Origin of the sequence: Streptococcus pseudopneumoniae (assembly GCF_001072925.1) — a bacterium.
In the GTDB taxonomy this organism is placed as follows: Bacteria; Bacillota; Bacilli; order Lactobacillales; family Streptococcaceae; genus Streptococcus; species Streptococcus pseudopneumoniae_Q.
This window is the reverse complement of record NZ_JVHE01000104.1, coordinates 26,633-48,924: the sequence shown is the minus strand read 5'-3', so window position 1 is coordinate 48,924 and position 22,292 is coordinate 26,633. Positions and strand designations below refer to the sequence as shown.

At 41.2% G+C, this 22,292-nt stretch carries 29 protein-coding genes, 1 tRNA gene and 1 pseudogene; 15 read left to right on the top strand and 16 right to left on the bottom strand.

The features are described 5' to 3' along the window. Window positions 1–336: 336 nt before the first annotated feature. The 4 genes from ADH81_RS07440 to ADH81_RS07430 all read right to left on the bottom strand — a co-directional run bounded on the left by ADH81_RS07440 (window position 337) and on the right by ADH81_RS07430 (window position 3,189). Window positions 337–852 carry an HdeD family acid-resistance protein gene (locus ADH81_RS07440; protein ID WP_003004261.1) on the bottom strand — a complete coding sequence of 172 codons (516 nt, stop codon included), beginning with the start codon at window positions 850–852 and terminating at the stop codon, window positions 337–339. Between the two features lie 218 nt (window positions 853–1,070). Next, entirely contained in the window at window positions 1,071–1,487 is a 417-nt protein-coding gene (locus ADH81_RS10825) for a helix-turn-helix domain-containing protein (protein ID WP_080979301.1), read from the bottom strand. A 95-nt stretch (window positions 1,488–1,582) separates the two neighbouring features. Continuing rightward, a tRNA-Lys gene (locus tag ADH81_RS07435) sits at window positions 1,583–1,655 on the bottom strand. Between the two features lie 262 nt (window positions 1,656–1,917). Further along, window positions 1,918–3,189: a replication-associated recombination protein A gene (locus ADH81_RS07430; protein ID WP_049527783.1), complete on the bottom strand. Its 1,272-nt coding sequence runs from the start codon at window positions 3,187–3,189 to the stop codon at window positions 1,918–1,920. Window positions 3,190–3,304: 115 nt separating this feature from the next. Between ADH81_RS07430 and ADH81_RS07425 the strand changes: the two genes are divergently transcribed. From ADH81_RS07425 to ADH81_RS07385, 9 genes are all read left to right on the top strand, one after another. Then, the gene (locus ADH81_RS07425) at window positions 3,305–3,775 is read left to right on the top strand and encodes a DUF3013 family protein (RefSeq protein ID WP_000257132.1); all 471 of its coding nucleotides are present in this window, start codon (window positions 3,305–3,307) and stop codon (window positions 3,773–3,775) included. 18 nt (window positions 3,776–3,793) lie between these two features. Then, complete coding sequence (locus tag ADH81_RS07420; RefSeq protein ID WP_049527780.1) at window positions 3,794–4,867, top strand: site-2 protease family protein; 1,074 nt, start codon at window positions 3,794–3,796, stop codon at window positions 4,865–4,867. Between the two features lie 28 nt (window positions 4,868–4,895). Then, the gene (locus ADH81_RS07415; RefSeq protein ID WP_049527777.1) at window positions 4,896–5,429 is read left to right on the top strand and encodes a hypothetical protein; all 534 of its coding nucleotides are present in this window, start codon (window positions 4,896–4,898) and stop codon (window positions 5,427–5,429) included. A 49-nt stretch (window positions 5,430–5,478) separates the two neighbouring features. After that, window positions 5,479–5,913, top strand: coding sequence for an NUDIX hydrolase (locus ADH81_RS07410; protein ID WP_049527774.1), 435 nt, complete (start codon window positions 5,479–5,481; stop codon window positions 5,911–5,913). Further along, the gene (locus ADH81_RS07405) at window positions 5,910–6,383 is read left to right on the top strand and encodes a GNAT family N-acetyltransferase (protein ID WP_049527771.1); all 474 of its coding nucleotides are present in this window, start codon (window positions 5,910–5,912) and stop codon (window positions 6,381–6,383) included. Before ADH81_RS07410 ends, ADH81_RS07405 begins: the two co-directional genes overlap by 4 nt. A 137-nt stretch (window positions 6,384–6,520) precedes the next feature. Next, window positions 6,521–7,471 carry a 50S ribosomal protein L11 methyltransferase gene (gene prmA / locus ADH81_RS07400; RefSeq protein ID WP_152904397.1) on the top strand — a complete coding sequence of 317 codons (951 nt, stop codon included), beginning with the start codon at window positions 6,521–6,523 and terminating at the stop codon, window positions 7,469–7,471. Window position 7,472: 1 nt separating this feature from the next. Further along, complete coding sequence (locus ADH81_RS07395; protein ID WP_049527766.1) at window positions 7,473–8,216, top strand: 16S rRNA (uracil(1498)-N(3))-methyltransferase; 744 nt, start codon at window positions 7,473–7,475, stop codon at window positions 8,214–8,216. A 10-nt stretch (window positions 8,217–8,226) separates the two neighbouring features. Beyond that, window positions 8,227–10,023, top strand: coding sequence for an oligoendopeptidase F (gene pepF / locus ADH81_RS07390; RefSeq protein WP_049527763.1), 1,797 nt, complete (start codon window positions 8,227–8,229; stop codon window positions 10,021–10,023). A 281-nt stretch (window positions 10,024–10,304) separates the two neighbouring features. Then, entirely contained in the window at window positions 10,305–10,754 is a 450-nt protein-coding gene (locus ADH81_RS07385) for a thioredoxin domain-containing protein (RefSeq protein WP_065427776.1), read from the top strand. 101 nt (window positions 10,755–10,855) lie between these two features. Here ADH81_RS07385 and ADH81_RS07380 read toward each other — a convergent pair whose 3' ends face one another. Continuing rightward, window positions 10,856–11,620: a (S)-acetoin forming diacetyl reductase gene (locus tag ADH81_RS07380; RefSeq protein ID WP_000048146.1), complete on the bottom strand. Its 765-nt coding sequence runs from the start codon at window positions 11,618–11,620 to the stop codon at window positions 10,856–10,858. A gap of 263 nt (window positions 11,621–11,883) precedes the next feature. Between ADH81_RS07380 and ADH81_RS07375 the strand changes: the two are divergent. Continuing rightward, window positions 11,884–12,579: pseudogene (locus tag ADH81_RS07375) on the top strand (M3 family metallopeptidase); the annotation flags it as partial. 199 nt (window positions 12,580–12,778) lie between these two features. Here ADH81_RS07375 and ADH81_RS07370 read toward each other — a convergent pair. Continuing rightward, the gene (locus ADH81_RS07370; protein ID WP_000106197.1) at window positions 12,779–13,168 is read right to left on the bottom strand and encodes a nuclear transport factor 2 family protein; all 390 of its coding nucleotides are present in this window, start codon (window positions 13,166–13,168) and stop codon (window positions 12,779–12,781) included. Window positions 13,169–13,318: 150 nt separating this feature from the next. Between ADH81_RS07370 and ADH81_RS07365 the strand changes: the two genes are divergently transcribed. The 3 genes from ADH81_RS07365 to ADH81_RS07355 all read left to right on the top strand — a co-directional run bounded on the left by ADH81_RS07365 (window position 13,319) and on the right by ADH81_RS07355 (window position 15,232). Continuing rightward, a complete protein-coding gene (locus ADH81_RS07365; RefSeq protein WP_049503255.1) occupies window positions 13,319–13,651 on the top strand; it encodes a winged helix-turn-helix transcriptional regulator in 333 nt (110 codons plus the stop codon). 11 nt (window positions 13,652–13,662) lie between these two features. Then, window positions 13,663–14,454: a DUF2785 domain-containing protein gene (locus ADH81_RS07360; protein ID WP_049527759.1), complete on the top strand. Its 792-nt coding sequence runs from the start codon at window positions 13,663–13,665 to the stop codon at window positions 14,452–14,454. A gap of 109 nt (window positions 14,455–14,563) precedes the next feature. Next, complete coding sequence (locus ADH81_RS07355) at window positions 14,564–15,232, top strand: MIP/aquaporin family protein (protein WP_049527755.1); 669 nt, start codon at window positions 14,564–14,566, stop codon at window positions 15,230–15,232. Between the two features lie 254 nt (window positions 15,233–15,486). Here the strand turns inward: ADH81_RS07355 and queF are convergent, their stop codons facing one another. The 7 genes from queF to ADH81_RS07315 all read right to left on the bottom strand — a co-directional run bounded on the left by queF (window position 15,487) and on the right by ADH81_RS07315 (window position 19,035). Beyond that, on the bottom strand, window positions 15,487–15,978 hold the full coding sequence (queF, locus tag ADH81_RS07345; protein ID WP_000082591.1) for a preQ(1) synthase: 492 nt from the start codon (window positions 15,976–15,978) through the stop codon (window positions 15,487–15,489). An 18-nt stretch (window positions 15,979–15,996) separates the two neighbouring features. Then, window positions 15,997–16,713 (bottom strand): 7-carboxy-7-deazaguanine synthase QueE, encoded by a 717-nt coding sequence (queE, locus tag ADH81_RS07340; RefSeq protein WP_000196475.1) that lies wholly within the window; start codon window positions 16,711–16,713, stop codon window positions 15,997–15,999. Next, window positions 16,706–17,149, bottom strand: coding sequence for a 6-carboxytetrahydropterin synthase QueD (gene queD, locus ADH81_RS07335; RefSeq protein WP_049527749.1), 444 nt, complete (start codon window positions 17,147–17,149; stop codon window positions 16,706–16,708). Before queD ends, queE begins: the two co-directional genes overlap by 8 nt. Next, on the bottom strand, window positions 17,149–17,802 hold the full coding sequence (gene queC / locus ADH81_RS07330; RefSeq protein WP_000828781.1) for a 7-cyano-7-deazaguanine synthase QueC: 654 nt from the start codon (window positions 17,800–17,802) through the stop codon (window positions 17,149–17,151). Before queC ends, queD begins: the two co-directional genes overlap by 1 nt. Before the next feature lie 202 nt (window positions 17,803–18,004). Further along, complete coding sequence (gene trxA / locus ADH81_RS07325; RefSeq protein ID WP_001029584.1) at window positions 18,005–18,319, bottom strand: thioredoxin; 315 nt, start codon at window positions 18,317–18,319, stop codon at window positions 18,005–18,007. A 14-nt stretch (window positions 18,320–18,333) separates the two neighbouring features. Further along, window positions 18,334–18,555 carry a DUF4649 family protein gene (locus ADH81_RS07320; protein WP_000570260.1) on the bottom strand — a complete coding sequence of 74 codons (222 nt, stop codon included), beginning with the start codon at window positions 18,553–18,555 and terminating at the stop codon, window positions 18,334–18,336. 99 nt (window positions 18,556–18,654) lie between these two features. Beyond that, window positions 18,655–19,035, bottom strand: a complete 381-nt coding sequence (locus ADH81_RS07315; protein WP_000221632.1) for a MarR family winged helix-turn-helix transcriptional regulator — start codon at window positions 19,033–19,035, stop codon at window positions 18,655–18,657. A gap of 282 nt (window positions 19,036–19,317) precedes the next feature. Between ADH81_RS07315 and ADH81_RS07310 the strand changes: the two genes are divergently transcribed. Further along, window positions 19,318–19,692: a CidA/LrgA family protein gene (locus tag ADH81_RS07310; RefSeq protein ID WP_000781321.1), complete on the top strand. Its 375-nt coding sequence runs from the start codon at window positions 19,318–19,320 to the stop codon at window positions 19,690–19,692. After that, a complete protein-coding gene (locus ADH81_RS07305; protein WP_001288931.1) occupies window positions 19,689–20,384 on the top strand; it encodes an LrgB family protein in 696 nt (231 codons plus the stop codon). Before ADH81_RS07310 ends, ADH81_RS07305 begins: the two co-directional genes overlap by 4 nt. A gap of 33 nt (window positions 20,385–20,417) precedes the next feature. Here ADH81_RS07305 and ADH81_RS07300 read toward each other — a convergent pair whose 3' ends face one another. From ADH81_RS07300 to ADH81_RS07290, 3 genes are read right to left on the bottom strand one after another with little or no spacing between them, the layout of a single operon-like run. Next, entirely contained in the window at window positions 20,418–21,146 is a 729-nt protein-coding gene (locus ADH81_RS07300) for a hypothetical protein (protein ID WP_049527741.1), read from the bottom strand. Window positions 21,147–21,161: 15 nt separating this feature from the next. Further along, window positions 21,162–21,857 carry an ABC transporter ATP-binding protein gene (locus ADH81_RS07295; RefSeq protein ID WP_049527738.1) on the bottom strand — a complete coding sequence of 232 codons (696 nt, stop codon included), beginning with the start codon at window positions 21,855–21,857 and terminating at the stop codon, window positions 21,162–21,164. Between the two features lie 3 nt (window positions 21,858–21,860). Beyond that, window positions 21,861–22,226, bottom strand: a complete 366-nt coding sequence (locus tag ADH81_RS07290) for a GntR family transcriptional regulator (protein WP_000119157.1) — start codon at window positions 22,224–22,226, stop codon at window positions 21,861–21,863. Between the last annotated feature and the right edge of the window lie 66 nt (window positions 22,227–22,292).

Here is a 22,292-nt window from a genome sequence, read left to right as displayed (position 1 = left end):
TTTCATATTGAAAATAAACAAAAATGTTGAAATATAGCTGATTTTAGGGAAATACTTTTAGGTATTTTCAATGTCAGGATTTAAAAATGGGGCAAAAGTGGGGCAAAAACGAATGACTCGTATTTTGTTTGAAAACCTATAATACCTAATGATTATGCTATTCTAGATATATAGTGTTGTTATAAATAAATGTCAGTGCGAGATCAAATTGGAGAATAAAATGGAAAAACAAATTTCTACGCAGAATGGAATGCGAAAAAGTGATAATTAAAGAGACAAAAAAGCTGAGAATATGATTTCCCAGCTTTTTTGAATGCGATAGAAATAGCAACTAGACTATTTACGAAAGGCCTCAATAATGTAGGTGAAGCCAGTAACTAAAAATGAAAAGGCAATGACATAAACGACAAAGACACCTGTAGCCACTGGATTGAACAGAATCACTAGACCTAGTAAAAATTCAAGCAAGGCTACCCACATGATATTGCTACCAATAATAGGGAAAATCAATCTTAGACGATTGCCTTTAAAGAAAGCAATAATGGCTTCTACAATTAACCAAATTCCTACAATGGTCGGAATGACGACCGGCAGGGTCACAAAGCCATAAGCAACGAGGTAAAGAGCTAAGAGAAGACTAACAAATCCTTGGAAAAGATAAACAGGTGAGCGAAGCTCTTTTGGTGCAGAGAAATAGCCTAAAATAGCTGCTATAGAAGAAACCAGTAAACCAAATGAAATCCACCAGCTGTAAGCAACAAGATTAGCTACTGGGTTTGTAAATAGGAAAAGTCCTAAAAGGACAAAAACAACTCCTGCAAGGAATAGCAGTAAACGATTAGAAAATTTCATTTCAATACCCCCTATATAGTATAGTTTTCTAATAAAACTATTGTACTTATTTTTATAGAAAATGTCAATAAAATAAATAAACAATTTGGAAGTTTCAGTCTGACTTACAAAAAGAAAAGGAGTTTTCACTCCTTTTCACAGATTGAAGACAAAGTCCTTATAAAAGTGTCTTCTAAAGATTTTAACTTCAATCTGAAGCGAGGTTATCCTCGCTTTTTCTATTTATCAAACAATTCCTTATTTTCAATTAAGAGTTCTAGTGGAGATTTATCCCTTGCTTCAATAAAACCAGGTTCATATTGGTTATGAAGTGTTCTTTTCTGAGAAGTTGGATCAATATACAACTCATCTCCATCTTCTGTGTATAGTTGGTTGCCTCTTGTTAAGTAAAGTAAATCCTCTAAGTACTGTCCATCAGTTTCTAGAAAATGTTCGATGTATTTGACAGCCTTTAAGATCTCACTTACTTTATCAGAGTATTCATTCGATTCAAGAACACTCTTTTCTAATTCAATCTCTTTACTAGTTCCAAAAAGTTGAGTTGGAGTTGCATTAAAATATTCTGCTATCTTATCTAAATTTGCAAAGGTAGGATAGCTTTTTTGTTTTTCGTAATCAGAGATGTTTGGAAAGATTGCTCATAAAAAAATGTGGGGCAAATGATGGGGCAAATCAGTTATAGACAAGCAAAAAAGCCTTATAAATCAAGGCTTTTTCCTGTTGATTTAGATGCCCCCTACAGGGCTCGAACCTGTGACCCATAGATTAAGAGTCTACTGCTCTACCAACTGAGCTAAGGAGGCAAATAAAAAGCTGTATTGGTGCCGAAACTTCACGGTTTGTATTGAACCCGCGCAATTAAGCAGGTGGGCAACTCGCTCTAACTGAAGCTGTTTCCGTGTGAGACGGCCTACATGCTGTTAGAAGACTTTTGTTTCCCTAATAATACAAAAAATAGTCGGTCAACACTTAAATGTGAAGTCGTACACCACAGCGTTTCTATGATTATATGATACCACTTTTTCAAAAAAAATCAAGGGAAAATTAAAAATTTTGAAAAGGATTTCATAAGTTTCGTAATTTATCAATGGTTTCCTTGCGTTGAGCCAGGGCACGTTCGTATTTTCCACTATCTTCTGGTGAGAAGTAGCTATGGTTGCGAATTTTTTCTGGCAAGTACTCTTGTTTGACCCAGTGACCTGGGTAGTTATGTGGATAGAGGTAGTTTTGGGCATTGCCTAATTCCTTGCTACCACTATAGTGGCCATCTCGCAGGTGACGTGGGATTGGTAGGTGACCTGAGGTTTTAAGGTCAGACAGAGCCTTGTCCATAGCTACATAGGCTGAGTTGGATTTTGGAGAAAGGGCCAAATCAATCACAACATTGGCAATGAGGATGCGGGCTTCGGGGAAACCGATCCTCTGTGCTGCATCCAGAGCAGTCACGGTATGAATCTGGGCTTCGGGATTGGCCAAACCGATATCTTCATAAGCAATCACAGTCAAACGACGAGCTAGGCTAGGAAGGTCACCGGCCTCTATCAAGCGAGCAGCATAGTGGAGACTAGCGTCCACATCTGATCCGCGAATAGACTTTTGAAGGGCAGATAGAACATCATAGTGCCCGTCTCCATCCTTGTCCATAGTGATATAGCTTCTCTGGAGACTATTTTCCATGATATTCAGCGTGATATGACGGATACCGTCATTATTTTCTGGAGTGGAGAGAACTGCCAAGTCCAGTGAGTTAAAGGCAGAACGGAGGTCTCCGTTGGTAGATGTTGCGATAAAATCAAGGGCATCATCATCTAACTCGACAGGGAAATCAAAACCACGTTCAGGATCTGTCAGGGCTATTTGAATGGCCTTTTTGACGTCTTGATTGGATAAGGGTTCTAATTCAAAAATCTGAACACGGCTACGGATGGCTGGAGTGACAGAAAAGAAAGGATTTTCAGTTGTCGCACCAATCATGATGACCAGGCCACTTTCCAAAAGTGGCAGGAGAAAGTCTTGCTTGGTCTTGTCTAAGCGGTGGATCTCGTCTAGGAGTAGTACAAGACCACCTGAAAACTTGGCTTCTTCGGCGATTTCTTGGAGACGTTTTTTACTATCAACTGTCGCATTAAAGGTCCGAAAGGCATACTTGGTCGTTCCAGCGATGGCTGAGGCGATACTGGTTTTTCCGATACCCGGAGGTCCATAGAGAATCATAGACGATAGGCGGTTAGCCTCCACCATGCGACGGATGATTTTTCCTGGGCCGACCAGATGCTCCTGACCGATAACCTGGTCGATGGTTTTGGGGCGCATACGAAGTGCGAGATTGTCTGGCATAGCAGTCCTTTCTAACATGGATTTTCTGATGTATATGTGGTAATATGGTAGTATCTATTTTAGCATATTTCCGAGTATTCGGGGCGATTAAAGAATCGTATAGAAAGAGGACAAAATGGCAACATACGGATTTTTAGATGTTTTACAAGAAGAGTTGGACAAGAACTTTCCTTTTGATTATGAGATTAGCTGGGACAAGCGCAATCATGCGGTTGAAGTGAGTTTTCTATTAGAGGCACAAAATGCTGCAGGGGTGGAGATGCTAGATGAAGACGGAGAGGTTTCGTCAGATGATATCCTTTTTGAAGAAGCGGTGCTTTTTTACAATCCTGCCAAGTCAACAGTCAATGCAGAAGACTATTTGACGGTCATCCCTTACCTGCCTAAGAAAGGTTTTTCTCGTGAATTTTTAGCTTATTTTGCACTATTCCTTAAAGATACTGCAGAGGTTGGACTAGATGCCCTCATGGACTTTTTGGAAGACCCAGAAGCAGAAGAATTCGTCATGGAATGGAACCAAGAAGTCTTTGAAGAAGGAAAAGCAGGCTTGGAAGAGGGAGAATTTTATCCTTATCCGAGGTATTAGGAGTTGGTTGGAGATTTTATGAAGAAAATTGGGACGTATTTGGTTTATGTGCTAGCTTTTGTCTTTATTATGCTAGCTTTTGCTTGTGGAACAATCGCATTTGCAGAGTTGGGGTATTCCGCAGTTTTAGTCTTTACTTTTGGTTATTCCTTCGCTCTTTTAAGTATGTATTTAATCTTTATTCTTCATGAGTTGGGTCATGCTTTTTGTGGCTACTTGACAGGCTATCGGCTGGTGGCTTTTGGGTTAGGACATTTTCTTTTGACCAAAAAGTCAGACAGATTTCATCTTAGTCGAACAGCAGTTTTGAAAAATGTTGGTGCTCAGTATATTGGTTTAAAAGAGAATGAAAGTGATCAAAGAATCATCTTGATGCTTTCAGGAGGCTTGATAGTTCACCTTTGCTTGATATTATTGGCAACACTTTTTGGTTTTTTGACAACAAACTGGTATTTTGCAGGGACTTGGATTTTTCTTAATTTATCTCTTCTTCTTTTCAATGCTCTGCCAGTTGGGATTACCGATGGAGCAAAAATTTGGGAATTACTACAACACCCTGAAAATACGAAATACGCCTACCTGATGTTGAGGCATTCTGCCCAGACCTTGCTAGCTCCTCAAGAATATGATTTAAAAGACTTTATCATTTCTGTTGATGAGGATGTGAGAGGGGGGCTTGCAGAAAGTGTTCAGGCTCTTCAGGGATTGGTATTCATATTGGATGATAATATAGAGCTTGCAAAGCAACAGTTTCAGTCTGTGTTAGAGAAAACAGATAATCCAATGTCTAAATCTATTTCTCAATTATACCTTCTTCAAATTGCTCTGATAGAAGGAGATAATAAGAAGGCGGAAGAATATGCAAGTATTCGAGGGGTCAAATCCTTTTTATCTCTAAAAACAGCAGATATGCAGGTCATTCAAGCTTGGTATCAATTTAAGGCAAAGAAAGATGTAGTTCAAACTCACAAGGCTATGAAGATTGCTAGACAAAAAATGAATAGCAGCCGGATGTTACGGGATGAGAAATCCTACTACCAGCAGTGGTTAGATGAGTTGGAACAAGCCATACAGGAAGAAGAGACTCAGTGAGCTGAGAAATAGAAAAGGGAGCTGTCCGATGCTTCAGAAATTTAAGCGGTTATTTAGTAAAAAATCCCAAGAACGTGAGTCGTTCCTTCCCCGCAATCGCTTTGCGGATCTAGATTTCGAGAGAGTATTGAAGTCAGGAGCTCGTCGCCTTGTTAATGAGGAAGGACGCTATGCTGAGGATGGGAAAATCACAGAACTTGAATTTCCTGAAGATTTTGCGGAATTTGAATTTCTAGTTGGTTTTAAGACGGAGGAAGAAGAGCAGTTTCAGCAACTATTAGCTCGTTTAAATAGTATTGATAATGCCATTCAGTCCCATTTGGAAAGCGAGTTGCAACAACCCATCCCTCAGTATGCTAAGGATCTAGGCTATACTCAGAAGAGGTGGGAGAAAACCTTTTACTTCCATCCTTGGATATTAAGTTTTGAGGAAAACCCGCCTAATCTTCGCTATGTTGCAGATTATGTAAATGATGAGTTTACGGTTTATTTTGCTAAAAAACATGGCAGATGGCAAGCATACTGGGATGCAGAGTGCCAAAAAGTAATCGAAGAAAGCTAGCTCGTATTTTCCTAGAGAGTAATTGTTATCATAGAAAAGAGTAAATATCATGGAATTATTGGATAGCAGAATGGATTTCCAAGGTTGCAAGATTGCCTTGATTTGTGGGGATAAGGTCTTGACTATCTTACGTGATGACAAGGACGATATCCCTTGTCCCAACATGTGGGAGTTGCCAGGTGGTGGTCGTGAAGGAAACGAAAGCCCTTTCGAGTGCGCAGCGCGTGAAGTTTATGAGGAATTGGGAATTCATTTAGATGAAGACTGTCTGCTTTGGAGCAAGATTTATCCTAGCGTAATCTTTAAAGACAAGCAATCGGTCTTTATGGTTGGTCAGCTAAGACAAGAACAATTTGACAATATTACCTTTGGAGATGAAGGACAGGCCTATAAACTGATGCCTATTGAGGAATTTTTGAAGTCTAAACAGGCAGTGCCTCAGCTACAGGGGAGATTGTGGGATTATTTGGAGGAAAGTTTATGATAACACTTGTTCGAGCGGGAGCAGAGGATTTGGAGACCATCATTGCGATTCAAAGAGCTAGCTTTAAGTCTGTCTATGAGAAATACCAAGATGAATATGATCCTTATCTGGAGGACCGTGAAAGAATTAAGTGGAAACTAGTCGAGCGTCCCAATAGCTATTACTACTTTGTAAAAGAAGATGAAGAAAACATCGGATTTTTACGAGTTCAGACCAATGCCGAGTTAACGAAAGCTTGGTTGGGAACGGCAGCGATTTTGCCTCAGTATCAAGGAAAAGGGTATGGATCTAAAGGTTTAAGCTTACTGGGAAAAGAATTTCCAACCATCACACAATGGGATTTGTGTACGGTGTTACAGGATGCAGGCATGGTTGCTTTTTACGAGAAAAACGGCTATCGTCAAATCCACATTGAGCCTGAAAAAGAAGGTATGGATATGGTCTACATGAAAAAATTGATTGACAAATAGAAAGGACGGTTCAGTTAAATTTCTAAACTGAACCCGCCCTAAACACGGTGCCAAAAAGATAAACTTCTCTTAGACACAAACGTCTTCAGAGAGTTTCCGATTTTGGCTTTGTGTTTTACGGGCTTGGTATCTTAATGATGGAAACATGGCAAGAGTTAAAAGTTACAGTCAAGCGTGAGGGAGAGGAATTGGTTTCCAACCTCTTGATTGAGTTAGGTGCCCAAGGGGTAGCAATTGAAGATAGCATGGATTATGTGGGCAATGTGGACCGCTTCGGTGAGATTTTCCCAGAGGTTGAGCAACAGGAAGAAATTGTGGTGACAGCTTACTACCCTGATACGGTTGATGTAGCAGTGGTGGAAGCGGACTTGCAAACTCGTCTTGCAGAATTGACAGATTTTATGGATCTGGGGGAAGTTAAGATTGGCACGACTGCCTTGGCTGAGGAAGACTGGGCCGACAACTGGAAGAAATACTATGAACCGGCACGCATCACCCATGACCTGACCATCGTGCCGTCATGGACAGACTATGAAGCGACTGCTGGAGAAAAGATTATCAAACTAGATCCTGGGATGGCTTTTGGGACTGGGACCCACCCAACTACCAAGATGAGCCTTTTCGCCTTGGAACAGGTTCTTCGTGGTGGCGAAACGGTGCTGGATGTGGGTACTGGATCAGGGGTTCTTTCTATTGCAAGTTCACTCCTAGGTGCCAAGGAGATTTTCGCCTATGACTTGGATGATGTGGCGGTTCGTGTGGCTCAGGAAAATATTGAGCTCAATCCTGGTATGGAAAACATCCATGTAGCAGCAGGAGATTTGCTTAAGGGAGTTGAGATTGAGGCAGATGTGATTGTAGCTAATATCTTGGCGGATATCCTCATTCATCTGACAGAGGATGCTTATCGCTTGGTTAAAGACGAAGGTTACCTCATCATGAGTGGGATTATCAAGGACAAGTGGGATATGGTGCGCGAGTCGGCTGAGTCAGCTGGATTTTTCCTTGAAACCCACATGGTTCAAGGGGAATGGAATGCCTGTGTCTTTAAGAAAACCAAGGATATCTCTGGTGTGATTGGAGGCTAGCATGCAGCAATATTTTGTCAAGGGTAGTGCAATCTCTCCTGTCACCATTGAGGACAAGGAAAGTAGCAAGCACATGTTTCAGGTCATGCGTTTGAAAGAAGAGGACGAGGTTACTCTAGTTTTTGATGATGGGATCAAGCGCTTGGCGCGCGTGGTCAATATAGAAAGCCGTCAGTTAGAGTTAGTTGAGGAATTGGCTGACAATGTGGAACTGCCAGTCCAAGTGGCCATCGCATCTGGCTTTCCCAAGGGAGACAAGCTGGAGTTCATCACTCAAAAAGTGACAGAGCTAGGTACTAGCCAGATATGGGCCTTCCCTGCTGACTGGTCGGTTGCCAAGTGGGACGGCAAAAAATTGGGCAAAAAGGTCGAGAAGTTAGAAAAAATTGCCCTTGGAGCAGCCGAGCAAAGCAAGCGTAACTTCGTTCCAAGCATCAAGCTGTTTGAGAAAAAGGCAGATTTTCTAGCACAACTGGACCAGTTTGACCGCATCGTGGTGGCCTATGAAGAGTCGGCTAAAGAAGGAGAGGCAGCTGCCCTCATCCAAGCTGTTGCTGGACTGGAAAAAGGAGCAAAACTTCTCTTCATCTTTGGTCCAGAAGGTGGCCTTTCACCTGCTGAGATTGAAAGTTTTGAGGCTAAAGGAGCTGTTCTAGCAGGACTTGGCCCTCGGATTTTGCGAGCAGAAACAGCACCACTTTACGCCTTATCAGCCCTTAGTGTTTTATTAGAATTAGAGAAATAAGAGGAAGAAAATGGAACAAAAACACCGTTCAGAATTTCCTGAAAAGGAACTTTGGGACTTAACTGCCCTATATCAAGACCGTGAGGATTTCTTGCGTGCGATAGAAAAGGCGCGTGAAGACATCAATCAATTTAGCCGTGACTACAAGGATAATCTTCACACTTTTGAAGATTTTGAAAAGGCCTTTGCAGAATTGGAACAAATATACATTCAGATGAGTCATATTGGCAATTACAGCTTTATGCCTCAGACGACAGACTATAGCAATGAAGAGTTTGCTAATATTGCCCAAGCTGGGATGGAATTTGAAACAGATGCCAGCGTAGCTTTGACCTTCTTTGATGACGCCTTGGTAGCAGCAGAGGAAGAAGTCTTGGACCGTTTGGGTGAATTGCCACATTTGACGGCAGCCATTCGTCAGGCCAAAATCAAAAAAGCCCACTATCTTGGGGCTGATGTGGAGAAGGCCTTGACCAATCTGGGTGAAGTTTTCTACAGTCCACAGGATATCTATACTAAAATGCGAGCTGGGGACTTTGAAATGGCTGATTTTGAAGCCCATGGAAAAACCTACAAAAACAGCTTTGTGACCTATGAAAACTTCTACCAAAACCACGAGGACGCTGAGGTTCGTGAGAAATCCTTCCGTTCCTTTTCAGAAGGACTTCGTAAGCACCAAAATACAGCTGCGGCAGCCTATCTAGCCCAAGTCAAGTCTGAAAAACTATTGGCAGATATGAAGGGATACGGCTCAGTTTTTGATTATCTTCTGGCTGAACAAGAAGTAGACCGTGCCATGTTTGATCGTCAGATTGACCTCATCATGAAGGACTTTGCGCCAGTTGCTCAGCGATACCTCAAGCATGTTGCCAAAGTAAATGGTCTTGAAAAGATGACCTTTGCTGATTGGAAGCTAGACCTGGACAGCGCCCTTAATCCTGAAGTGACCATTGACGATGCCTATGATTTGGTCATGAAGTCGGTAGAACCTTTGGGACAAGAATATTGTCAGGAAGTTGCTCGCTATCAAGAAGAACGCTGGGTGGACTTTGCTGCCAATAGTGGCAAGGATTCTGGTGGCTATGCAGCTGATCCATACCGTGTGCATCCATATGTTCTCATGAGCTGGACAGGTCGTTTGAGCGATGTTTATACCTTGATTCATGAAATCGGGCATTCTGGTCAATTTATCTTTTCAGATAATCACCAAAGTTACTTCAATGCCCACATGTCGACCTACTATGTCGAAGCACCGTCAACCTTTAATGAATTGCTTCTCAGTGATTATTTGGAGCATCAGTCTGATGATCCTCGTCAAAAACGCTTCGCTCTTGCTCACCGCTTGACAGATACCTACTTCCATAATTTCATCACCCACCTCTTGGAAGCAGCTTTTCAGCGTAAGGTTTATACACTAATTGAAGAAGGGGAAACCTTTGGAGCAAGCAAGCTCAACAGCATTATGAAGGAAGTTTTGACAGATTTCTGGGGAGATGCTATTGAGATTGATGATGATGCGGCTTTGACTTGGATGCGCCAAGCTCACTATTACATGGGCTTGTATAGTTACACTTACTCTGCCGGTCTTGTAATCTCGACAGCTGGCTATCTCCATTTGAAAAACTCAGAAACTGGAGCTGAAGACTGGCTCAATCTCCTCAAATCAGGAGGTAGCAAAACACCACTTGAGTCAGCAATGATTATTGGAGCCGATATCTCAACAGATAAACCACTCCGTGATACCATTCAATTCTTGTCTGACACAGTTGACCAAATTATTGCCTATAGTGCCCAGTTGGGAGAGTAATACTCAATGAAAATCAAAGAGCAAACTAGGAAACTAGCCGCAGGCTGTACTTGAGTACGGAAAGGCGACGTTGACGCGGTTTGAATTTGATTTTCGAAGAGTATAAAATTAAAAAAGTGCAACAATAGAATTATATTGTTGAGATTTTAGAATGACATTTATTTAATAAAGTTTACTAAAGACTTTGTCTTCAGAATGTGCGATATTATAGATCTATCGGTTGGATTTTATATCTTGTCGTGGGCGATTAGACTAGGGAAAATACTTAGAAAAGGACAGAGATGCTAGTGCGTGTCAATAAAAAACTTAGCTTGCTTATCATTGGAATTGCTATGCCGATTTTGTTTATGATTTGGAAATTCAGTCAGCCTGTTCTTCCAAAAACTTATCAGGAAGCTGTTCAGTATACCAAAGCAATCAATATGAAAGAAATGCGCTCCAAACTTGCAAATGGCGACGAGTTTGTCGTCTACATTGGAAGAGAATCCTGTCCCTATTGTCAAAAGTTTGTGCCCAATTTGGCTCTAGCGATTCAAAAAAGTCACCAGACAGTCTATTATTTGGATAGTGCTTCTGATGAAAAGGATGAGATTACAGCCTTTGCAAAAGAAATGGATATCCAAACCGTTCCGAATCTTTCAGTCTATCAAAATGGTAGTAAATCACGCTATTTAGAGCAAGGAAGTTCCGCTAGTCTTGAAGAAATCCTTTCATTTCTGAAGCATGAATAGGACAGAAAGATTGTTTTAAATGACAAAAAACGACTCCGAAAATTGGAATCGTAGAGATGATAAAAGAGGTTGGATTTTTTCCAACCTCACTTTTTTTAATCTTAATGGAATTGCATACCACCATCAACGATAATGGTTTGACCTGTAATGTAGTTTGAATCTGGTCCAGCAAGGAAGCTAACTGCTGCAGCTACATCTTCTGGTTCAGATAGGCGTTTCAATGTAATATCTTTTGCGAATGTTTGCATACCCCACTCGTCATCTTTTCCTGCATTTTTTCCAACTTCATGAGCGATATCATACATCATTGGTGTTTTTACGATACCTGGAGCATAGGCGTTGACAGTGATACCTGACTCTGCTAAATCACGCGCCAATGTTTGAGTAATACCACGAACAGCGAATTTTGTACCGCCGTAAACAGTCAAGTTTGGATTTCCGACAACACCTGCTTGAGAAGTAGCATTGATGATTTTACCACCGTGACCAAGTGCTTTGAACTGAGCTTGAGCAGCTTGTGCTCCCCAAATCACCCCACCGACGTTAATAGCAAATGTGCGAGCGAATTGTTCCTCTGTAATTGTATCCAGAGGTGTAGTAGGAGCGACACCAGCATTGTTTACCACAACGTTCAAGTCTCCGAAATGATCGACAACTTTTTGGAAAGCTGCAGCAACTTCTGCTTGTTTAGATACATCAGCTACAACAGCAAAAGCTTTATCTGCTGACAATTCAGCAACTGCTTTCTCAGCTGTTTCAGCGTTGTAGTCTAAAACTCCAACCTTAAAACCATCTTGAACCAAGCGTTTTGCGATTGCAAAACCGATCCCTTGACCTGCACCTGTAACGATAGCTACTTTAGACATATGATTCCTCCTCGGTATCCGTGATACCATTCAAACGTTCATAAAAGAACAGCAAAAGGTTTATAAGTGAGTCGTGATAGGTTTCTAAAAGAAGTCCTATCACGTTTCAGTATACACCTTTGTGAAATTTGTGTCAAACAAATACTTAGCTTTTGGAAAAAATTAACCCTCTAAGAGTGAAAAAACTATCTGAGACTAACATGTTTATTTCTTATAATGAAGATAGCTAGAAAAGAATGTTGTATAATAGATGTGTATGATTGGGGGAAACAGATGATCCCTACCGTATACATCCATATGACCTCATGAGCTGGACAGGTCGTTTGAGCGATGTTTATACCTTGATTCATGAAATCGGGCATTCTGATCAATTCATCTTTTCTGACAATCACCAAAGCTATTTTAATGCCCACATGTCGACCTACTATGTCGAAGCACCGTCAACCTTCAATGAATTGCTTCTCAGCGATTACTTGGAACACCAATCTGATGATCCACGTCAGAAACGCTTCGCTCTTGCCCACCGCTTGACAGATACCTATTTCCATAACTTTATTACCCACCTTTTGGAAGCAGCCTTCCAACGTAAGGTGTATACACTGATTGAAGAAGGAGAAACCTTTGGGGCAAGCAAACTCAACAGTATTATGCAGGAAGTTTTGACCGATTTCTGGGGAGATGCTATTGAGATTGATGATGATGCAGCACTGACTTGGATGCGCCAAGCTCACTACTACATGGGCTTGTATAGCTACACTTACTCAGCAGGACTTGTCATCTCGACTGCTAGTTACCTTCATCTGAAACATTCAGAAACTGGAGCTGAAGATTGGCTCAATCTCCTCAAATCAGGTGGTAGCAAGACACCACTTGAGTCAGCTATGATTATCGAAGCCGATATTTCAACAGATAAACCACTCCGTGATACCATTCAGTTCTTGTCTGATACAGTTGATTAGATTATAGTTTAAATGCCCAGTTGTGAGAATAAAATAAAAGAGTCTGGGACAAAAGTCTAACCTTAAATATAAAAAGCGAACAAAACGAGTTATCTGACACTCAGAATACTGTCTTGTTCGCTTTTTTTCTAATCTATCGATTTTAAAAATTTATAATAAAGAATTCCTAAAATCAAAATTTTTGTCCTGGCCTCTTAAATTATCCCCAAAAGCTATCTTCTTCAGCTTGATCTGAAGAGAAGAGCCAAACTTCTTTGATTTTCCCGTCTTCAATACGGAAGAGGTCAATCCCGTTCATATTGAGTTCAGTACCATCAGCCCGTGTTCCAAGAAAAGTAACATTAGCTGCGATTAAATCCTTATTGTCAGAAACCCAATTTGTTATCACCTTAAAGGTTCCATTAGTTTTCTCAGCAAATGTAGCCAGGTGAGTTCCTAGCTTGTCCTTACCAACAACTGTACCAGATATACTATGAGTACCAGGTTGATGCCAGATAATATCGTCTGCCATCGTTTCAAAGACACCAGGAAAGTCACCAGCAATTAAAGCTTGGTTATAAGCATTGAAAATTTCTAAGTTTGTTGACATATCTATTCTCCATTTCTTTTTTATGATATAATTGTAACAGTTACAATCGAAAAAACAAGTAGACACTTTTTCGATAGCTAGTATCAAAAGTAGTACTATTGTTGATACTAAAAGATAAATTTTTTTAAAAAAATAGAAAGAAGATATTTTATGCCAAATAAAGTGAGTGAGTATGGTATTTGTCCATTTGCGACAACGCAGAGGGTTTTAACAGGGAAATGGGCACTGGTAATCATTTATCAGTTGAGTACGGGTACTAAACGATTTAAAGAATTGCAGAGATTATTGCCTGGGATTACTCAAACTATTTTGACCCGTCATCTCCGTCAATTAGAAAAGGATAAGATTATTCAACGAAAGGTCTATGCGGAAGTTCCCCCACGAGTTGAGTACAGCTTAACCGAAATGGGGCAGGAATTCAGAGTTGTTTTAGATGCTGTCGAAAAATGGGGTCTGGATTATATCAAGTTGCTAGAAATGTAGAGGTATTGACCATGTATCAAGAGTTACATAGAAAAATAACAGAAGAAAACCCAAGTTATAGTCAAAAAGAACTCCAGTGGTTGCTTGAGCACATAGGGGATCCGAGTCCAGAGATTCGCGATGAATTGGTTTTTACCAGTCTGGCTAGAGGGATTCAAGAAGAGTTATTTACCAAGGAGCAATTTCAGTTGATTGCTGCTATGATTGTTTCTGATGGTGGCCTAGATAAAGAGATTGATAAGGCAGGAGCTTCAACGCTTGAACGTTCTTTTAGGGCACTTATTTATGCCAATCTCTTATCTGCTGATGGCAATGAACAGTCTCTTTTTTATCGAGAGCTAAAAACTGATATCAGAAATACGATGCTCGATCAAGGGTTGCACTACCTTGAAAAAGAAGAGGATACGACTGGTTTTTCAAGCCAGTATGGTTGGGTGCATGCTTTTGCTCATGGGGCTGATCTTTTGACTGAAGTTGTTTGTCATCCAGACTTTCCTAAAAACAGAGTTCATGAAGTATTTGACATACTTGGTCAACTATTTAAAAGAATTTCGATTCGATTTATAGATGATGAGGACTGGCGCTTGGCCAGAGTCCTTTATGAACCTATTTTGCAAGGCAAGGTGGAGCAAGCGACACTGGCTTCTTGGATAAAGTCCCTTGATTTCTCGATAGAAGAGAGGGAAGATTTTTATAAATTTTCCAATTTCAGATCTTGTCTCTTAGAAGTCTATGTTCAACTCGACCAGAGAAATAGTTTACAAGATGACTTGAAAGAAGCTATTCAATCTTTCCAATATTAGATTTTGATTATCAAATGTGAAAACTTGCACAAAATTTCCAAGCACATTTCTTGAAACCCTTTCCTTCTTCTGATAGACTAATACATAGTTTGAAAAAAGGAGACTTAACATGAAAAAATTTGTTGCTGAATTAATCGGTACGTTTATGCTTGTGTTCATCGGAACTGGAGCTGTTGTTTTTGGAAATGGTGTTGAGGGACTTGGACACCTTGGAATTGCTCTTGCTTTTGGTTTGGCAATCGTAGTCGCAGCCTTCTCAATCGGAACTGTTTCAGGTGCTCACTTGAACCCAGCTGTTTCTATCGCTATGTTTGTTAACAAACGTTTGTCATCTTCAGAGCTTGTAAACTACATCCTTGGTCAAGTGGTTGGTGCTTTCCTTGCATCTGGCTCTGTATTCTTCCTCTTGGCAAATTCAGGTATGTCAACTGCAAGTCTTGGTGAAAATGCCTTGGCAAACGGTGTAACTGTCTTTGGTGGTTTCTTGTTTGAAACAATCGCAACATTCTTGTTTGTTTTGGTCATCATGACTGTAACATCAGCAAGCAAAGGTAATGGCTCAATCGCTGGTTTGGTCATCGGTTTGTCATTGACAGCTTTGATTCTAGCTGGCTTGAACATCACTGGACTTTCAGTAAACCCAGCTCGTAGCTTGGCTCCAGCTGTCTTGGTAGGTGGAGCAGCCCTTCAACAAGTTTGGATTTTCATCCTTGCACCAATCGTTGGTGGAGTTCTTGCAGCTCTTGTAGCTAAAAACTTCCTTGGAACTGAAGAATAATTGAAACTCAAAAAGCCTTGCTCCTCATGATGAGGAACAGGGCTTTTTTGTATTATACTCTTCGAAAATCTCTTCAAACCACGTCAGCTCCATCTTGCCGTAGATATGGTTACTGACTTCGTCAGTTCTATCCACAACCTCAAAACAGTGTTTTGAGCTGACTTCGTCAGTTCTATCTACAACCTCAAAGCAGTGCTTTGAGCAACCTACGGCTAGTTTCCTAGTTTGCTCTTTGATTTTCATTGAGTATGAGTTTAGCGGTTGTCAATTTTCTCTGGATAAAGGTCGTGTTGGAAGAGGCGTTGTTCTGCCAAGCCTTCATACTTGGTTCCAGGTCTACCGTAGTTGTAGTAAGGGTCGATTGAAATACCACCGCGAGGTGTAAATTTCCCCCAAACCTCTAAATAGCGAGGGTCTAGCAAGTTGACCAAGTCTTTCCCGATGGTATTGATACAGTTTTCGTGAAAATCCCCATGATTTCGGTAACTAAAGAGGTAGAGTTTAAGGGATTTTGACTCAACACAGAGCTTGTCAGGAATGTAGGAAATATAAATAGTTGCAAAGTCTGGCTGCGCAGTGATTGGGCACAGTGAGGTAAATTCAGGGCAGTTGAATTTGATGAAATAGTCATTTTCCACATGACGATTGTCAAAGGATTCGAGGACTTCTGGTTGATAGTCAAAGATGTAGGTTGTTTCTTTATTGCCAAGTAGGCTTAGGTTTTTCATTTCTTCTTGTTGTGACATGATTTTTTCTTTCTAATCTTAAACACCACGTTGGTTGTCGTAGAGGAGGGTATGGAGTTGTGGAAGGACGCGAACATTGCCCCAGCTATCGTCAGCAGCGACGCGTTCCCAGAGTTCTTTGAGGCGGTCTAGTTGGTCTTGGACAATATTGCCTGTAGCCTTGGGTTCAGGATTTCCCGCCGATAAGAAGAGGACATCTGGTTGGTAGCGTTCTTGAATGCCTTTGGCAAAGGCTAGATCTGCATCATCAAAGACAGGGATTTTAAAGGTGACCTTGTCTGGGTCTAGTTGGGAAACGATAAAGTCCAAGGTTTCAAAGTTGACTTCCATCTTGGATGAAGGAGGTTTGGGACTCAGAGTCACCTGGTCGATGTCTTTTAACCAATTTTGCCAGCGAGATCCTTGGGTTTCAACAGCAAGAGTGACACCACGTTCCTTGAGCTTGGTGACCAGTTCGGCCATGTTGGCAGCTAGGATGGCTGGATTTCCACCAGATAGGGTTACATAGTCGTAGCTTCCTAGTTTGTCTAACTCAGCGATCACTTCATCAGCTGTCATGCGAGTAGGTTTCTCAGAACCATCCCAAGTAAAGGCAGAATCGCACCAGTCGCAGTGGTAGTCGCAACCTGCAGTGCGGACAAACATGGTTTTCTGGCCGATAGCACGACCTTCACCTTGAAATGTTGGGCCAAAAATTTCTAGAACTGGTAATTTAAGTACACGTTCCCTAGTCATCTAACCACTCCCGTCTAAACTCCGCAAAGGCAGTCGGAGTTTCATAGAGGCGAACGTATTCCAAACGGAGACCGCGCTTGTCTGGCAACTCTTGACTCATGGTTTGGAAAATCCAGTAAACCATATTTTCAGCAGTCGTATTCATGTAGGGCAGGGTCTCGTTGAGATAGCGATGATCTAAGTGGGGTTCCAGGTAGTCCTTGTAGATATCTTTGATATCCCCAAAATCATAGGTCATACCACGGTCATCTAAAAAACCACTGACAGCGATTTGCAGATGATAAGTGTGCCCATGTAGGGATTTGCATTTCCCCTCATAGTGAAAGAGGTGGTGGGCAGCATCGAAGGTAAATTCTTTGGAGACCAAGGTTCTGTGAGGATTGTAGACAAGAGATTCCCCAGTTTCTTGTTTGATTTCTTTGGGGGCAAAAAACATCAGGCCTCTCCTTTCTGCGAGAGATAAACCTCTAAACCATGTTGGCGTAGATGGCAGGCAGGACAATCTCCACAACCAGTACCAATAATCCCATTGTAGCAGGTCAAGGTCTTTTCACGAACATAGTCAAAGGCACCGAGTTGGTCGGCTAATTCCCAAGTTTCAGCCTTGTCTAGCCACATGAGAGGTGTTTGGATCACAAAGTCGTAATCCATGGCAAGGTTGAGCGTGACATTGAGTGATTTGACAAAGACATCCCGACAGTCAGGATAACCTGAGAAGTCTGTTTCACATACTCCTGTCACAATATCCGTAATTCCACGCTGCTTGGCAAGGACTGCAGCAAAGGACAGAAAGAGGTGATTGCGACCGTCAACGAAGGTATTAGGCACCTCTCCTTCTTTTTGCTCAATTTCTAGATCGGAAGTCAAGGCGTTTTCAGTAATTTGTCCTAGCAGAGACATATCTAGGATATGATGACGAATTCCTTGTTCCTCAGCGATTTCTTTAGCCACTTGAATTTCGAGATGGTGACGTTGGCCATAGGCAAAGGTAACGGCTTCGACCTTTTCATAGTGTTGCTTGGCCCAGAAAAGGCAGGTTGTTGAATCTTGACCACCACTAAAGACGACCAAGGCTGATTGACGTTTCATAGTACTCCTTCCAAAATGGGAAATGTTCAGAGCACGCAAAAAGCTCCCTAGAGGGAGCTAAAAAATACCAAGTATAGGTTTTTTTTAGCGATGGCATGTCCCAAACATCGTGATATTCTAGTTACAGTTTAGCATATTTTTTGAAAAATGGCAAAGGGCAAGAAAAAAGAAACCAAATGAATGCACTTGGTCTCTCCTTTGATTAGCTTAATTCAGCAACGATAGCTTTGATTTGTTCTGCAGTGTGAACACCAGCAACTTGCTTCACCACTTGTCCATCTTTTTTGAAAAGAAGAGTAGGGATAGACATGATACCAAATGAACGAGCTGTATTTGGATTTTCATCAACGTCCATTTTAACAATCTTCAAGACATCTTCTGAAAGTTCTTCAGACAATTTGTCTAAGATTGGACCTTGCATACGACATGGGCCACACCAAGTTGCCCAGAAGTCTACCAAGACCAATCCGTCTTTAGTTTCTTGTTCGAATGTTGCATCTGTAATTGCTTTTGCCATAGTATTTCTCCTTTTTAATTATATTGGCTTAAATCTTGTTTCATGAGATAGAAGAAGACATCTCCATAAGTCCCATGGTAGTCCAAATCATGCCCCTTGTAGGTTACTTTTTGGACAGGGTAGTAGTCTGCGACACCAATCAGGCAGGCCTGTTGAGAACGTTCAAATTCTTCGTATGACTCGAAGGTCATGGTTCTCTCTTGCTTGCTGGCATCAAGATAAGTGATTTCAATCATAGGATTCTCCTTTGCTAAATTATATCTTCATTTTACTCCTTGGAAAAAGGAATGTCAAGAAAATTGCTTGCGCACGCAAGTTTTTTTAAAAAAATCATCTTAAATCAAGAAATCCAAACCAGTTTCCAAGCTTTCTTCGACAGCCTTTTGTAGTGAGGCCAGGGTCTTTTGCCCATCACTTGTTAGGCAGATAAAGCTAGAGCGTCGATCTTGATCGCAACATCTGCGACTAAGTAGACCGCAATTTTTAGCCTCCAAACGAGCCACCATCCGAGAAACAGCGCTCGGGCTCAGATGAAGTTTATCAGGCAAATCAATCTGTCGTAGAGATTTTTCTTGGGCCAAGTCCAGATAGTAGAGCAGGTAAAACTCTTTCAAGGTCAGACTTTGTTCACTCTGCTGGGCAATGGTCTCTTCTAAGAGACTTTCAATTTCTTTCTGCCGACGATTGAAGTCAAACCATTTTTCTAAATAGGTCATAGTATCTCCTTTCTTTTTAGAGTCATAAATAGAAGAAAGTCCATTCACGGACAATCTCTGCATCACAAGATGATTGCGCATGCAATAATTATACTACTTTTCAAGGATGCTGGCAAGAAGGACGCTAAAATCTTTCATCCTATATCACGCCTGTTTATGCTAGTCTTCAATTGCCTGTATCCCCTTTCTTCTCTAATTTTCATCAACTCTTGTGCATTTCCTTGAAATTTTCCGAAAAAAGAGTAAACTGGTATGCAAGAAGTCTATTTCGTGGAGTTTAGGATGAAATTATATGTTCAATTAATGATTCTCTTTGTGATTTCTTTAATCGGTGAAGGAATCTCCAGTTTTTTTCATTTGCCCATACCAGGAAGTATCATCGGCTTGATTATTCTGTTTCTAGCCTTGCAGTTCAAGTGGCTGCGCATTCGCCATGTCAACATGGTTGGAAATTTTCTCCTAGCCAACATGACTATTCTCTTTCTACCTCCTGCGGTTGGAATTATGGAAAAATTTGATGTGATTGCTCCCTATCTTCTGCCGATTGTCTTGATTGTCTTTTTTGCAGCAGTGATTAATATCATCTTGATTGCGCTTGTGGTTCAATTTATCAAAAAACGCTATGAAGGTGACTACGAAGAAAGAGGTGCTAAATGAGCGAATTTGTATCCAATCCCCTATTTGGGATTGCTTTGTCAATCTTAGCCTATCTTGGGGGAATGATGATTTTCAGACGCTATCCTCATCCCTTAACGACTCCCTTGTTGCTATCAGCTATTTTTATAATTATCTTTCTAAAGGTAACTGGCATTTCCTACCAAGATTACTACCAAGGTGGGGTTTATCTTAATAACTTGATTGTTCCTTCAACAGTGGCTCTAGGAATTCCACTCTATAAGAGTTTCCACTTGATGAAGCATCATGTTAGGAGTATTTTGCTGGGTAGCTTTCTAGCTGTCATCGTCAATACCACTTTTACCGCTCTAGTCGCAAAAATCTTTGGCATGGACTTTTTCCTAGCTATTTCCCTCTTTCCTAAGTCAGTAACGACCGCTATGGCAGTAGGAATTACAGAAAAGTTGCAAGGCTTGACTACAGTGACCCTAGTAGTTGTCGTAGCGACTGGTATTTTGACCAGTGTAATCGGACCAACACTTCTAAAATGGCTAAAAATAGACGATCCAGTAGCTGCTGGATTAGCCCTGGGTGGAACAGGTCACGCCGTTGGAACTGGAACGGCCTTTCGCTATGGACCAGTTGCAGGTGCTATGGGAGGACTAGCCATCGGTGTTACGGGTATTCTCTATGTATTTGTGAGTCCTATTGTAGCTAATTTGATTTTAAGTTAACGCAAAAACCCAGCTCTAGTAGCTGGGCATTTTTTATTGCAAATTAACTTTATTCTTCAAGATATAGTAGGTTCCGAGATAGAAGGCTGCGCTGAGGATGAGGTCTTTAACGATTTCAGCAGACATCATCATGCTATAATTCAAGCTTGGACTAAACATGTCGACAAATCCAAGGACTATGTGGATAATAATATAGGCTAAGACAGCGAGGGCTGTACGGTATTCATTAAAGAGCTGTCCAATTGAGATAGACAAGTAGATGCAAAGGATGCCTGCTACAGTGCTTATGAAAAATGAAATCAAGGTTAACCAGAAATTCTCGATATAATGTACGAATAAGTAATCAAAAAAGTAGGAATCAACCATATTTGGGTCAATGGTTGCAAAGATAATGTAGATACTTAGGAAAAAAACTGCTGAACTGATCAGAGACCAAATGAAGGCCCCCAAGAGTTTGGCTAAGATGATCTGGTGTTCGGAAACTGGCAAGGTCAGAGTGAGATAGCCTTGGCGATCGTAGACACTACCCTTGAAGCGACGGATGATCAAAATCAAAGTTGAAATACTCAAGGTAATGATTAGTCCACCAAAAACCAGACCTAGAAATACTAACATAATCATTTGTTGATCGGGAGTATCGATGGATTTTAGGGAACTAGCTTGAATTCCGATAAGACCAGAAAGTGCCAGTACAGCACCATAGAGGGCTAAATACCATTTGTTAACATTTTTAAATTCATAACGAACTAAATTCCAAAACATAATAATCTCCTTTATCTAGGCTTTGAATTCGTGGCGGAAGAGTTGGTCGATAGACTCTCCAGACTCATAGCGAATATCATCCACATTTCCTTGACGGACGACTTTTCCGTCCTTGAGGAAGACAATCTCATCCAAGATTGGTTCGATGTCGGAAATCAAGTGAGTTGAAATCAAGACAGTCGAAGTTGGAGAGTAGTTGTTAATGATGGTGTTCAAGATATAGTCACGAGCCGCGGGGTCGACACCACCGATTGGTTCATCAAGAACGTATAGACGAGCATCACGACTCATGACAAGGATCAACTGAACCTTTTCTTTGTTCCCTTTTGAGAGTTTCTTGAAACGGCTGTTCTCATCGATGCCAAGGTCACGAAGGAGACCTTGAGCACGTTCAAGATTGAAATCTTGGTAGAAGGTCTTGAAATAAGTGAGAGCTTCCTTAACCTTCATCTGTTCGTTGAGGTAGGTCGTATCAGGGAGATAAGAAACAATCGCCTTAGTTGCAGGGCTTGGTTCCATACCGTTGATAAGGATACGCCCTTCCTCTGGCTGTAGCAAGCCGTTGATTAGTTTAATCAAGGTTGTCTTTCCAGAACCGTTTGGGCCAAGGAGGCCAACGATTTTTCCAGCTGGAATTTCAAGGGAAACATTTGTAAGAGCAGGACTTGCTCCATAGGATTTTGACACATTTTCAAATGCTAACAAGGTCATAGTTTAAACTCCTTCAATATAATCTCTCAAAACAGTCGGTAGTTCTTCTTTTTCATAGCCGAATTCTACCATGCCTGTTACAAACTGTTGCAGCTGTTCTTCTGACAGTTGCTTACGGGATTGGAGGATCAAGTCCAAATCCTCTGTGACAAAGCGTCCAGATGTCCGCTTGGTATAGACAAAGCCTTCTCTCTCCAAGTCCGATAGGGCGCGCTGGATGGTGTTGGGATTGACCCCTGCCTCGCTAGCCAATTCTCTAACGGTTGGAAGTTGTTGATTGGGCTCGAGTTTATGAGAAATAATCTGCAATTTGATTTTCTCCATAATCTGCAAATAAATGGGTTTATTGTTATCAAATGTCCAAGACATCACGATCTCCTTTCTATTTACCTTTGTGTTAATTCAATAATACAACAAAACAAAAAACTTGTCAAG